This is a genomic window from Pseudomonas sp. UV AK001 (assembly GCF_046097675.1).
GTDB lineage: Bacteria > Pseudomonadota > Gammaproteobacteria > Pseudomonadales > Pseudomonadaceae > Aquipseudomonas > Aquipseudomonas kribbensis.
The window spans coordinates 1,286,128-1,299,144 of sequence record NZ_JBJUVZ010000001.1; the positions used below are offsets into that span (position 1 = coordinate 1,286,128).

The 13,017-nt window shown below is 59.8% G+C and carries 12 protein-coding genes; 5 read left to right on the forward strand and 7 right to left on the reverse strand.

Features of this window, described 5'->3' with window-relative positions; genetic code table 11:
- Positions 1-168 precede the first annotated feature (168 nt).
- Entirely contained in the window at positions 169-507 is a 339-nt protein-coding gene (locus tag ACKLNA_RS05820) for a DUF2834 domain-containing protein (RefSeq protein WP_408985198.1), read from the forward strand.
- On the opposite strand, the gene ACKLNA_RS05825 is transcribed toward ACKLNA_RS05820, so the two are convergent.
- The gene (locus tag ACKLNA_RS05825) at positions 488-1,411 is read right to left on the reverse strand and encodes a magnesium transporter CorA family protein (protein WP_408985199.1); all 924 of its coding nucleotides are present in this window, start codon (positions 1,409-1,411) and stop codon (positions 488-490) included. The two genes, ACKLNA_RS05820 and ACKLNA_RS05825, sit on opposite strands and share 20 nt — an antisense overlap.
- Before the next feature lie 7 nt (positions 1,412-1,418).
- Positions 1,419-2,993 (reverse strand): RimK family protein, encoded by a 1,575-nt coding sequence (locus ACKLNA_RS05830; protein ID WP_408985200.1) that lies wholly within the window; start codon positions 2,991-2,993, stop codon positions 1,419-1,421.
- Positions 2,994-3,085: 92 nt separating this feature from the next.
- Between ACKLNA_RS05830 and rimI the strand changes: the two genes are divergently transcribed.
- Complete coding sequence (gene rimI / locus ACKLNA_RS05835; protein WP_408985201.1) at positions 3,086-4,189, forward strand: ribosomal protein S18-alanine N-acetyltransferase; 1,104 nt, start codon at positions 3,086-3,088, stop codon at positions 4,187-4,189.
- Positions 4,190-4,194: 5 nt separating this feature from the next.
- On the opposite strand, the gene ACKLNA_RS05840 is transcribed toward rimI, so the two are convergent.
- Both ACKLNA_RS05840 and ACKLNA_RS05845 read right to left on the reverse strand, forming a co-directional pair.
- Positions 4,195-5,340, reverse strand: a complete 1,146-nt coding sequence (locus tag ACKLNA_RS05840; protein WP_408985202.1) for a PQQ-dependent sugar dehydrogenase — start codon at positions 5,338-5,340, stop codon at positions 4,195-4,197.
- Between the two features lie 50 nt (positions 5,341-5,390).
- Positions 5,391-5,714, reverse strand: coding sequence for a hypothetical protein (locus ACKLNA_RS05845; protein WP_408985203.1), 324 nt, complete (start codon positions 5,712-5,714; stop codon positions 5,391-5,393).
- A gap of 185 nt (positions 5,715-5,899) precedes the next feature.
- On the opposite strand from ACKLNA_RS05845, the gene ACKLNA_RS05850 reads away from it, so the two are divergent.
- Positions 5,900-6,760 carry a Ku protein gene (locus ACKLNA_RS05850; protein ID WP_408985204.1) on the forward strand — a complete coding sequence of 287 codons (861 nt, stop codon included), beginning with the start codon at positions 5,900-5,902 and terminating at the stop codon, positions 6,758-6,760.
- A 54-nt stretch (positions 6,761-6,814) separates the two neighbouring features.
- Here ACKLNA_RS05850 and lpxO read toward each other — a convergent pair whose 3' ends face one another.
- The gene (lpxO, locus tag ACKLNA_RS05855) at positions 6,815-7,714 is read right to left on the reverse strand and encodes a lipid A hydroxylase LpxO (RefSeq protein WP_085708729.1); all 900 of its coding nucleotides are present in this window, start codon (positions 7,712-7,714) and stop codon (positions 6,815-6,817) included.
- Between the two features lie 391 nt (positions 7,715-8,105).
- Here lpxO and ACKLNA_RS05860 point away from each other — a divergent pair, with 391 nt between their 5' ends.
- Together ACKLNA_RS05860 and ACKLNA_RS05865 are read left to right on the forward strand one after the other, a co-directional pair.
- Positions 8,106-9,692: an ABC-F family ATPase gene (locus ACKLNA_RS05860; RefSeq protein WP_085731070.1), complete on the forward strand. Its 1,587-nt coding sequence runs from the start codon at positions 8,106-8,108 to the stop codon at positions 9,690-9,692.
- 138 nt (positions 9,693-9,830) lie between these two features.
- The gene (locus ACKLNA_RS05865) at positions 9,831-11,018 is read left to right on the forward strand and encodes an MFS transporter (RefSeq protein ID WP_408985205.1); all 1,188 of its coding nucleotides are present in this window, start codon (positions 9,831-9,833) and stop codon (positions 11,016-11,018) included.
- A 3-nt stretch (positions 11,019-11,021) separates the two neighbouring features.
- On the opposite strand, the gene ACKLNA_RS05870 is transcribed toward ACKLNA_RS05865, so the two are convergent.
- Both ACKLNA_RS05870 and ACKLNA_RS05875 read right to left on the reverse strand, forming a co-directional pair.
- Positions 11,022-12,059: an alpha/beta hydrolase family protein gene (locus ACKLNA_RS05870; protein WP_408985206.1), complete on the reverse strand. Its 1,038-nt coding sequence runs from the start codon at positions 12,057-12,059 to the stop codon at positions 11,022-11,024.
- A gap of 235 nt (positions 12,060-12,294) precedes the next feature.
- A complete protein-coding gene (locus ACKLNA_RS05875) occupies positions 12,295-12,906 on the reverse strand; it encodes an FMN-dependent NADH-azoreductase (RefSeq protein ID WP_085708152.1) in 612 nt (203 codons plus the stop codon).
- Between the last annotated feature and the right edge of the window lie 111 nt (positions 12,907-13,017).

Consider the following 13,017-nt stretch of genomic DNA (forward strand, 5'->3'; position numbering starts at 1 on the left):
GAGCTAGCCCGCCAAATGAGGAATGGCGGTAATAATGCTTGGCTGGCAGCGCAATACGGTGGAATTCATGGGCTCGAAATTAGCCCGGGCATTGCTGGCAAGTCAATGGCGATTTTTGCGGCGGGTCTGTAGGCTGGCCTTTCGCTCATCTGACCAAGGAAGGAATACATGATGTCCATCGCCCTGCCCCTCACCGCTCTGATCGCCTTCAGCGGCTACACCGTTTCCGTGATGCTGCAAGCCGAGCAATCGCTGATCGACTTCGGCATCAGCCTGATGTCGCGGCCGGACACTGCGCAGGTGGTGATCGATCTTTATCTGCTGGCCTCCCTGGCGGGCATCTGGATGTACAAGGATGCGCGCAAGCGCGGGCAGTCGGGTTGGTCGGTGGTGCCGTATCTGTTGCTGACGGCGGTGTTTGTTTCGGTCGGGCCGCTGTTGTACCTGGTGGTCCGGGGTCTGCAGGATCGCAAACGCCCGGCCGCCGTCACTTCGCCAGACGCCTGAGCCCGAACAGCATCCCTCCCGCCCCCAACAGCATCGCCGCGAGGAACAACGGGTACGACACCCACCACGGCGTGCCGGCGGTCATCATGCTGAATTCCGACATGCCGCCAATGCTCGCAATCAGGTTGAGCGGCAGGAACACCACGTTGATCAGCGTCAGCTTGCGCAGCAGGTTGTTCATGCTGTTGTTCATCAGGTTGCCCCGGGCGTCGATCAGCCCGGAGAACACCGTGGAGTAGATTTCCGCCTGCTTGTAGCACTGGTTGTTTTCGATGATCAGGTCGTCGATCAGGCCAATGGCTTCGCTGCCAAAATGCTGTTTTTCTGCGTGGTTGCGCAGCCGAGTGAGCACCGCGCCGTTGCTGTGCAGCGCGTTGATGTAATAGATCAGGCTTTCGCTGAGGTTGAACATCTGCACCAGATGCTGGTTCTGCATCGAAGCGTTGAATTTCTGTTGCAACTCCCGGGCAACCAGTTTGATCACCTTCAGATGCCCGAGGTAGTGATGGATGTTGTTGAAGAGCAGGTCCAGCAACACATCCAGTGGCGTTTTGAGTGGCCGCCCCGTGCCGAGACCGTGCAGCGGCGTGTCGTCGGTGGCGATCACCAGCAACTGGCCCGGCGAAAACAGCAAACCGCAGGACGACACCTCGAACGCCAGACTGCCACCCCCGGAGTAGTTCTCGGGGCGTTTCCAGATCAGGAACAGATGATCGGGATGGAATTCAATCCGCGACACCTCGTCCGGGTCCAGCGCAGAGGCCAGAGCATGCTCATCCAGTTTGAAGTGACTGTGGAGCAGGTCGCGTTCAGCCGCGTCGGGGTCGCTGAACAGCATCACCTCGGCGTCCAGCCGCTCGACCCGCTGCAAGGCGCCGTGGCTCAGTGCAAAGCTGTTGATCATCGGCCGCTCACCAGGCCTGGCCGCGACGTTTGAGTTCCAGGCGCCTCACGAACTCCTCCAGCACCAGCGAATACAGATCGTCCTGCAGATAGGCGTCTTCGATGCCGGCGTCGAGGTTCGGGTTGTCGTTGACCTCGATCACCACAACCTTGTCGCCGGCCTGTTTGAGATCAACGCCATACAGGCCGTCGCCGATCAGGTTGGCGGTTTTCACCGCCAGATCCACCACCGCACGCGGCGCTTCGTGGATCGCCAGCGTGCGGCATTCGCCGTTGACGTCCTGGCCCTTGGCCTTGTGGTTGTAGATCTGCCAATGGCCCTTGGACATGAAGTACTGGCAGGCAAAGATCGGTTTGCGGTTGAGCACGCCGATGCGCCAGTCGTACTCGGTGTAGAAAAATTCCTGGGCCAGCAACAGCACCGAGTGTTCGAACAGTTCGGCGGTGGCTTCCAGCAGGGCCTGCTGGCTCTCGACCTTGATCACCCCCCGAGAGAAGCAGCCATCGGGAATCTTCAGCACCAACGGAAATCCAAGACGCTCGCCCACCCGTTCGAAGTCTTCCGGTCGTTCCTTGTAGAGAATTTCCGTAGCGGGCATGCCCAGTTGATGGCTGTTGAGCAGATCCGTGAGATAGACCTTGTTGGTGCAACGCAGGATCGACGTCGGGTCATCCATCACCACCAGCCCTTCGCTCTCGGCTTTCTTGGCAAAACGGTAGGTGTGGTTGTCGACGCTTGTGGTTTCGCGGATCAGCAAGCCGTCGTACTCGGCCAGCCTTGCGTAGTCCTTGCGCTCGATCAGTTCGACATCGATGCCCATGCCCTTGCCGACCCGCACGAAATTCGCCAGCGCCCGGGCGTTGGACGGCGGCAACGCTTCCTGCGGATCGTGCAGGATCGCCAGGTCATAACGCGCCACTTGCGGTGAACGCGGTACTCGCCAGACCTTGCGGCTGAATCCGTCCAGCGCATTGGCGAACTGATCTTCCTGATCGTCGCGCAACTTGTGCAGCGCACCGGACTTGATGCCTTCGATGTGCCAACCGTTAGTTCTGCGGAACTCAACTAAAAGAATCGGACACGGGAACACTTCAAACAATTGTCGGGCCAGATCCTGCAACGGCTCTATATGGGTTCTGCCGAAATAAAGTGTCAGCGTAAAACCTTCGGTATCGCTGTAGAGATGATGACTGAGGGCCTTTTCCAGGGTTTTATCCAGGTCATCCAGCGCCAGACCGTAAAGGGATTTTCTGGTGAGCTCGCTGATGGTGCGCACCGACGGAATCACCTTGTGCCCCCGGGCTTCGGCCAGCAGGGAGCAGTAGTAGCCGTGGCCCAGATACTTGTAGCTGCGGCACAGGTTGATCACCTGCACCCGTTTTCCCGGCTCGCTGTCGGGCGGTTGTTCGAGGTATTCCTGGGCCGTCAGGATGTCTTCGCTGGGAAAGTAAGAGGCCCAGTCTTCCTTGCGTTCGACGATGATCAACACTTGACTGGAAGTTCTGATTTGCGGCTTTAAATAAGTTGCCGGTGGCAAACTTTGACTGGATACTTCGCGCCAATGACCCTGTACCGCTGACATAGAAATTGATCCGTTGGAGAACAAGACCTTTTCTATTAAGCACGAACTTTTTCGAAAGTCCCGTTTCGTTACGCAACTTTTACGGCGGTCATATGAACACTGTTTTTCGCTTGGCGACAGTTGATGATTTACCGGCGCTGCTAGCACTGGAAATGCACTGTTTCACCACGGACCGGCTCACCCGCCGCAGCTTCCAATGGATGATTACCCGCGCGAACGGCCAGTTGCTGGTGGCCGAGCGCGAGGGTCAGCTGTTGGGTTATGCGCTGGTGCTGTTCCATCGCGGCACATCGCTTGCGCGGTTGTATTCCATCGCCATTTCCCCCGAAGCCCGGGGCGGTGGCCTGGGCAAGCAATTACTGCAACGCATCGAAGCCTGCGCTCTGGAGCACGACTGCGCTTACCTGCGACTGGAAGTGCGCACTGACAACCCGACCGCCATTGCGTTGTACGAACGCAGTGGCTATCGGCGCTTTGCGTTGATTCACGACTATTACGAGGATCACGCGGACGCCCTGCGCCTGGAAAAGCGCATCCTGCAACACCACGACTCATGCAGCATCAAGGTGCCCTATTACCGGCAGACCACCGACTTCACCTGCGGGCCGGCGTGCCTGCTGATGGCCATGGGCGCCTTGCAGGCTGAACGACCGCTGGAGCGCCGCGAAGAACTGCAGCTCTGGCGTGAGGCGACCACCGTGTTCATGACCGCCGGCCATGGCGGTTGCAGCCCTCAAGGCCTGGCGTTGGCCGCATGGCGCCGAGGGTTTCGCGTGCGCTTGCAACTGAGCATGGCCGGGCCGCTGTTTCTCGACGGCGTGCGCGACGCGCATAAAAAAGACGTCATGCGCCTGGTGCACGACGAGTTCATGGCACAACTGAACGACACCGATGTCGATCAAACCATCGGCACGACACTGGATTTGCCCCGCCTGCTAAACGCTGGCGGGCAGCCTTTGGTGCTGATCAGCAGCTATCGTCTGACCCGCTCCAAATCCCCGCACTGGGTGATCGTCACCGACTGCGACGAAGACTTCGTCTACCTGCACGACCCGGATGTCGACCACAGCCAGCATCGCCAGCCCATGGACTGCCAGCATGTGCCGGTCAGCCATGGGGAGTTCGAAAAGATGTGCCGGTTCGGGCGGGGCAAGTTGCGGGCTGCGGTGGTGCTTTACGCCCGCTCACCCGCATGAAGCGTTCATTTGAGTCCGACCTTGTAGAGCGCACCGTCGGACTCGTCCGTCAGCAGATACAGATAGCCGTCCGGCCCTTGGCGCACATCGCGAATCCGTTGCTTCAGATCGCCCAGCAAACGCTCTTCATGCACAACCTTGTCGCCGTCGAACTGCAGACGAATCAGTTCCTGAGTCACCAGCGCCCCGATGAACACGTTGTGCTGCCAGGGCTTGAAACGGTCGCCATCGTAGAACGCCATGCCGGTGACACCCGGTGATTTTTCCCAGACGTGATGCGGGGCAACGGTGCCTTCGACGGTTTTGCCCTGGGCTTCCGGAATCGGCTGCATCGAGTAGTTGATGCCGTGGGTTGCCAGCGGCCAGCCGTAGTTCTTGCCGCGTTCGATGATGTTTACCTCGTCGCCACCGCGCGGGCCGTGCTCGTTTTCCCACAAAGTCCCGGTCCATGGATTGAGTGCTGCGCCCTGCGGGTTGCGATGGCCATAGGACCAGATTTCCGGGCGCACACCGGACTGACCGACAAACGGGTTGTCATCCGGCACTTTGCCGTCGGGGTAAATGCGCACGACCTTGCCTTGCAGCTTGTCCAGATCCTGGGCAGTCGGGCGGTCGTTGTTTTCGCCAAGGGTGATGAACAGGTAGCCGTCCCGGTCGAATACCAGCCGCGAACCGAAGTGATTGCCGACCGACAGTTTCGGTTCCTGACGGAAAATCACGTTGAAGTCCTTCAGGGTTTTCAGATCGTCCGACAGGCGCCCGCGCCCGACCGCCGTCCCGGCCTTGTCACCGGCACCACCGCCCTCGGCGTAGGACAGGTACACCAGCCGATCCTGTTTGAAGTCCGGTGACAGCACCACATCCAGCAACCCGCCCTGCCCCTTGGCCCAGACCTTGGGAACGCCATCGATCGGCGCCGACAACGTGCCGTCAGCCCCCACCACCCGCAGATTGCCCGGACGCTCGGTCACCAGCATGCCCTGACGATCCGGCAGGAACGCGAGTGCCCATGGGTGCGCAAGCCCTTGGGTAATCGTCGTGACTTCAAGGGTGCCCTGCTCGCTTTGCAATTCCTTGGGGGCAGCGGCGAATGCCGGGCTGCAGATAACAGCGCCGGCACACAGGCCGGCTAAAAGGGTTTTACGCAACATGCACGATTCCTTTTGTTCGTTTGAAGGGCTGACAGAAGCGGCTCTGCCATTCAACGGTTGCTGTCGCCGTCACGGGCGGGTGGGTTGGGAATGAATTTCGGCGGCGTGCTCGGCACCGAACGCACGGGCTGGCCATTACCGATGCCGCCGTTCTCGACGGTGGGCTGGCGAGGCGCGGGCACCGTACTCGGCCCGCGGATCACCGGATTGGCGGGCTGCGTGCCCTGCATGCTGTTGGGATTGGCCCGGTGAATCGGGCTGTTGTAGGGATTGCTGCTGTTGCCGGTCGGGCTTTGCGCCAGCAACAGGGCATCGGCGTGAACCAGCCCGCCACTGAGGGCCAGCGATGCGATGCCAAGCAGAAAACGGTTCATGGACGGCCTCTCTCGATGCACGTGGAATAGAGCCTTCGAGTCCACGCTACGCCGAGGGTTCGGATTTGTTAACCCGTCATCGCTAAACAAGGTGTAACACCGTTTGACCAGTTGCCCGTCGGCTGGCAACGGAAACTTTCACGCATGCCCACGGGTCACCCGAACATCACGCGGAGAACGGCACCATGGCTCGGGCAATCTGGAAAGGCGCAATCAGTTTCGGTCTGGTGCACATCCCCGTGGCGCTGGTCTCGGCGACCTCGTCCCAGGGCGTGGACTTCGACTGGCTGGACAGTCGCAGCATGGACCCGGTCGGCTATAAACGGGTCAACAAGGTCACCGGCAAGGAAGTGACCAAGGAGCACATCGTCAAAGGTGTGCAGTTCGAAAAAGGCCGGTATGTCGTGCTTAGCGAGGAAGAAATCCGTTCGGCCCACCCGGTCTCGACCCAGACCATCGACATCTTTGCCTTCGTCGACAGCGAGCAGATTCCGCTGCAGAACATCGACACGCCCTACTACCTGGCCCCGGACAAACGCGGCGGCAAGGTTTACGCATTGCTGCGCGAAACCCTGAGCAAAACCAAAAAAGTCGCCCTCGCCCGCGTGGTGTTACATACGCGTCAGTATCTGGCGGCGCTGATGCCGCTGGAGTCGGCACTGGTGCTGGTGAAGCTGCGCTGGCCACAGGAAGTGCGCAGCCTCGATGAACTGGCGCTGGGCAGCGAAGTGACCCAGCCGCAACTGGCGAAAGCCGAACTGGACATGGCCAAACGACTCGTTGAAGACATGAGCGCCGACTGGAATCCCGAGGATTACCGCGACGAGTTTGAAGACAAGATCATGGCCCTGGTGGACAAGAAGGCCCATGAAGGCAAGATCGAGGACGTTGAGACCGTTGATGGCGAAGAAGAACGCAAGTCGGCGGATGTGATCGACTTGACCGAACTGCTCAAACGCAGCCTTGGCGGGAAATCACCGGCCAAACCGGCGAAGAAGACCGCGAGCAAGGCCACCCCGGCGAAAAAGACCAAAAAAGCGTCGTGAAAATGAAATCGGGCGACTGTCTTTCAACAGTCGCCCGATTTATCAGATCAGTTATCAGATCAGAATGAAGATCGCCAGCAGGCCACCGAAGATCGCCCATTTTTCCAGGTAGTAGCGCGCGCGATTGCGCTTTTTCAGCTCTTTGCCGCGCAGGCGGATCTTGTAGATTTTAGTAAACAGGCGGTTGATACCGCCGGTGCGATCGCCCGCATCGTTCGGCGCACCGGCCGCCGACATCACGGTACGGCTGAACCAGCCGTTGAACGCGGCTGCCCAGCGGTACTTCATCGGTCGCTCGACGTCGCAGAACAGGATGATGCGGTTCTTGTCGGTGGTGTTTTCCGCGTAGTGAATGTAGGTCTCGTCGAACATCACCGCTTCGCCGTCGCGCCAGTGATAGTTCTCGCCATCGACATTGATGTAGCAACCGGCGTCGTTCGGCGTTTCCAGACCCAGGTGGTAACGGTAGGAACCGGCGTACGGATCACGGTGACGCACCAGTTTCGAGCCCGGTGGCAGTTCGGCGAACATTGCCGCCTTGATAGAGCCGATGCTCTGCACCAGTTCAGTGGTGCGCGGGCACAGTTGCAGCGCCGACGGATGGCTGTCGCCGTACCATTTCAAATAGAAACGCTTCCAGCCGGTCTTGAAGAACGAGTTGAAACCGACATCGTCATACTGGTCCGAGCGCTTTATCGCACCGGCACGCAGCAGATTCTGACCTTCCTCGCGGATTTCTTCCCAATGGGCCTGCAACGGGCTCAGATCGGGAAAGTCCTTCGGATCGAGGTAGGGTTTGTTCGGCTTCTTCGAAAACAGATAAAGGAAACAGTTGATCGGCGCGAGAAACGTCGAGTGATCGCTCAACTGACGGCCCAGTTTGTGACGCACACGGCCACGCAGGTGAACGTATGCAATAGAAATGACATAAATAGCAGCAATGATGAGTTTCACGGAAATCGTCACACGTCAAAAGTGAACAAACTGCGCGCCTTTCTGGCTGTGGCCATAGGTCTGTGGCAGTGGTCTGGATACAAAGCAGCGTCTCGGTGGCACATCCTTGAGCCCATGCCGGGCAAGGGCATTGGGTGAATGGATGGCATTTTAGCCACAGTTTGTAACCAATAGTGAACCTTCATCTGTGAAAAACTGTCCCGCGATTGCGCCAATTGGCATTCCGGGGATCACCGCCCTATCGCTGGAAGAGCCAGACCAGTACAATCGCCGCCAAACTTTACGCGCCCCCCTTGGTTGATAACGGGATTTCCCGCCTCAGCGCACTTCGACTCGGGCCAAGCGCTCCGGCCGCACCCTCGCTACTCAGAATGCTTCGCAGGATAAACCTTTGATTTCTACAGCTAATATCACGATGCAGTTCGGCGCAAAGCCGCTGTTCGAAAACGTTTCGGTGAAATTCAACAACGGCAACCGTTATGGCCTGATCGGCGCCAACGGTTGCGGCAAGTCGACGTTCATGAAAATCCTCGGTGGCGACCTGGAGCCGTCCGCCGGCCAGGTGATGCTTGAGCCGAACGTGCGCCTCGGTAAACTGCGTCAGGATCAGTTCGCCTACGAAGAATTCACCGTGATCGACACCGTGATCATGGGTCACGAAGAGCTGTGGAAGGTCAAGGCCGAGCGCGATCGCATCTATTCGCTGCCGGAAATGAGCGAAGAAGACGGCATGGCCGTGGCCGAGCTGGAGACCGAGTTCGCCGAGATGGACGGCTACACCGCCGAATCCCGCGCCGGTGAACTGCTGCTGGGCCTGGGCATTCCGCTGGAACAGCATTTCGGCCCGATGACCGAAGTCGCGCCGGGCTGGAAACTGCGTGTCCTGCTGGCTCAGGCACTGTTCTCCGATCCGGAAGTGCTGTTGCTCGACGAACCGACCAACCACCTGGACATCAACACCATCCGCTGGCTGGAAACGATTTTGACGGCGCGTAACAGCACCATGATCATCATTTCCCACGACCGTCACTTCCTGAACAGCGTCTGCACCCACATGGCCGACCTGGACTACGGCGAACTGCGTCTGTTCCCGGGCAACTACGACGAATACATGACCGCGGCGACCCAGTCCCGCGAGCAACTGCTGTCGGACAACGCCAAGAAGAAAGCCCAGATTGCCGAACTGCAGACGTTCGTCAGCCGCTTCTCGGCCAACGCCTCGAAAGCCAAGCAGGCCACTTCCCGCGCCAAGCAGATCGACAAGATCCAGCTGGCCGAGGTCAAGCCATCGAGCCGCGTGAGCCCGTTCATCCGTTTCGAACAGACCAAGAAGCTGCACCGCCAGGCCGTGACCATCGAGCAGATGTCCAAAGGCTTCGACGGCAAGACCCTGTTCAAGAATTTCAGCTTCACCGTTGAAGCCGGCGAACGCGTGGCGATCATCGGCCCGAACGGTATCGGCAAGACCACCCTGCTGCGCACCCTGATGGGCGAACTGACCCCGGACGCCGGTACCGTGAAGTGGACCGAAAGTGCGGAGCTGGGCTACTACGCTCAGGACCACGCCCACGACTTCGAAGACGACGTGAGCCTGTTTGACTGGATGGGTCAGTGGACTCAGGGCGAGCAAGTGATTCGTGGCACCCTGGGCCGCATGCTGTTCTCCAACGACGAGATCCTGAAATCGGTGAAGGTCATCTCCGGTGGTGAGCAAGGTCGCATGCTGTTCGGCAAGCTGATCCTGCAAAAGCCGAACGTTCTGGTAATGGACGAGCCGACCAACCACCTGGACATGGAATCGATCGAGGCGCTGAACCTGGCGCTGGAAAACTACCCGGGCACGCTGATCTTCGTCAGCCACGACCGTGAGTTCGTATCGTCCCTGGCCACGCGCATCATCGAGCTGAGCCCGAACGGCGTGACCGACTTCAGCGGCACCTATGACGATTACCTGCGCAGCCAGGGCGTCGTGTTCTGATAGCGGCCTCGAGTCGAAAGCCCCGCCCCATGGCGGGGCTTTTTATTGCGCCAAGGAAAGATAGTTAGCCTGCTTTCTTTTATTCCAGCGCCAAGCCATCATGCGGACTCTCCCACCGCCGCCCGCGAACGAGCCCTCATGTCTGCGCAGCAACAGCCACCGCAAAGCTCCATGGCGATCACCCTGCAGATCGTCTCCATCGTTTTCTACACCTTTATCGCCTTTCTCTGCATCGGTCTGCCGATTGCGGTGCTTCCCGGTTACGTGCACGAACAACTGGGTTTCAGTGCCGTCGTTGCGGGTCTGGTGATCGGATCGCAATACCTGGCCACCCTGCTCAGCCGCCCCATGGCCGGGCGCATGTCGGATACCGTCGGCACCAAGCGGGCAATCGTTTATGGCTTGCTGGGGATCGTCCTCAGCGGTGTGCTGACATTTCTGTCGACCCTGCTTCAGGACTTCCCGCTGCCAAGCCTGATCATTTTGATTGCCGGGCGTTTGCTACTCGGGATCGCGCAAGGTTTGATCGGTGTCGGCACCATCAGCTGGTGTATGGGCCAGGTCGGCGCCGAGCACACCGCACGGTCCATCGGCTGGAACGGCATCGCCTCTTATGGCGCCATCGCGATCGGCGCACCGCTGGGCGTGCTGATGGTGGCCGATTACGGTTTTACCAGTCTCGGCATTGCGCTGTCGGTACTGGCCGCCGGCGCACTGCTGCTGATTCGCAACAAACCTTCCGTGCCGGTGGTGCGCGGCGAGCGGTTGCCGTTCTGGGCAGTGTTCGGGCGGATCGCACCATTCGGCGCCAGCTTGAGCCTCGCCTCGATCGGTTACGGCACCCTGACCACATTCATTACCCTGTATTACCTCAATCGCGGCTGGACCGGTGCGGCCTACTGCCTGACGGTGTTCGGTGTGTGCTTCATCCTGTCGCGGCTGCTGTTCATTTCCGCCATCGCCCGATTTGGCGGCTTCGCTTCGGCCATCGCCTGCATGAGCATCGAAACCGTCGGATTGATGTTGCTTTGGCTCGCACCGTCCACCGGATACGCACTGATCGGCGCCGGGCTGGCAGGGTTCGGGCTGTCACTGGTGTATCCGGCGCTGGGGGTTGAAGCCATCAAGCAGGTGCCCAACTCCAGCCGTGGTGCCGGGTTGAGTGCTTACGCGGTGTTTTTCGATCTGGCACTGGCGGTTGCCGGCCCCTTGATGGGCGCAGTGGCGTTGAATCTGGGATATTCGTGGATCTTCCTGTGCGCAGCGCTGTTGTCCGTGAGCGGACTGGCGCTGACCTTGTGGCTCAAGCGTCGGGCGATGGCCTGACGCTTACTGATCCGCCGTCTGCATCCCCGCCCGGGAAGGCTTGCCCAGCGCATTGGAGAAAAACCGCCCGGCTTCGGAAATCAGGTTGCGGTGGATGTCTTCGCGATCCACCCCGTCAGCATCGGTGCACAGCGCCGGCATCGCACGGATCTGTTCTTCATTGCACGGTGCCATGAACACGAAGTGCCCGGCCCCGGCCAGCAACTTGAAGTCCGGCGCGGTCGGCAGTTTGCGTGCCAGGGCAGCGGCGTTCTTGTCGAAGGCCACCAGTTTGTCGCCGTCGCCGCTGTACAGCAGCACCGGCACATGCACGTCGGCCAGGGTGTGCCGGCCGAACTTGAGGCTCAGCGGCGCCATCAACAGCAAGGCGTGGACTCTCGGGTCGGCCACCGGTTGCAGGTCGTCGCGATCGACGATCAGTTCGCCCTGGGTGTTGCAGGCGTCGCGGTCGTCCGGACGCTCCTGGCAGTAACGGCGCAGGCGATCCAGGTCAGGCTGCGCGCCGGAAAGAATCAACGCGGTCTCGCCCCCTGCCGAATAACCAATGACACCGACCTGATCGGCGTTCACGAACGGCGCGAGCATGCGGTCGCCAAGCGTGGCGGTAATGGCTTCGGAAATCTGGATCGGACGCCCATAAAGGTTGCTCAAGGTGCCGAGGCGGCTGTGATCCTTGGAGTTGTCGCCGGGATGAATCACTGCCACCACCACAAAGCCTTTGCGGGCCAGCGATGTGGCGAGGTCGTGCAGGGCCAGCGGCGTGCCGGTATTGCCGTGGGACAGCATCAGCATCGGAAAGCGGCCGAGGGCGATTTTGGTGTCTTCACCGGCTTCGACCGAGTAGCCCTCGAGCAGGCTCATGTGCTCGCGGTCGCTGGAGGGATAGAACGCGATGGCACGCATCGGTTGCAGGTCGAGCGGATCGAGGAACGTCATCTCGTGATAACCGACGCTCCAGCGTGGGTGCTGGCCGGGGGCTGCGTGCACTGAATTCAGGCTGCCGAGCAGGCAAATCAGTAACGTTGCACAAAGACGCATCATGGGATGCCCCACCCTGTTGTTACTCAATCGAAAGATCCGTTGTGTTCGACGCCCGAAACTCCGTGGTTCGGTGATTCGGCGCGGCGTTGCACTCAGACGTTGATCGTAAGACTGCATAACCCGGGCCAGATTATGTAACAGTCGGACACAAAAAACTCCGTATCTGGCCCTTGCAGAACCAGAATACAGAGTTTTTTGGGTGTTGCCTGAACGAGAGCTGTTCTTTACGAAAGCCTTACGCTGCGGCGAACAGTTGCTCGCTGATGCGGGCGTGGGCCGCGCTCATGGCGTTGTTGCGAACTTCCTCACCGTAAGCCAGGCCTTCGGCACGGACGATTTCGATGTCGGTGATGCCGAGGAAGCCGAACACCAGTTTCAGGTAGTCTTCGTGAGCAACGCCCGAAGCCTGACCGGCGTGGATGCCGCCCGAGGTGGAGACGATGATCACTTTCTTGCCACCGCACAGGCCTTCAGGGCCGGCTTCGGTGTAGCGGAAAGTCTGGCCGGCGACGGCGATGCGGTCGATCCAGGCTTTGAGCTGGGTTGGCACGGTGAAGTTGTACATCGGCGCGGCAACGACGATGGCGTCAGCAGCGATGAACTCGGCCAGGGTGTTGGCGCTCAGTTCGGCTTCGTGCTGTTGTGCGGCGTTGCGCAGTTCAGCGGTGGTGCCGGCGGCGACCAGAGTGGTCGACGAGAAGTGGCTGATGGCGTCGGCAGCCAGGTCGCGGTAGGTCACGACAGCGCTTGGCTCGGCGGCTTGCCACGCTTTGACGACTTCGGTGCTCAGCTGACGGGAAGCAGAGTTGTCGCCCAGAATGCTCGAATCGATGTGCAGCAGTTTCATAGTGGAATCTCCTGGAAAGAATCGCCGGTGGCGACGGAATGGAGACAATCCTACCTACGAAACCAATAGCTGATTAGACGGCAACAATGCGATAGTTTGTCCCACTGATAG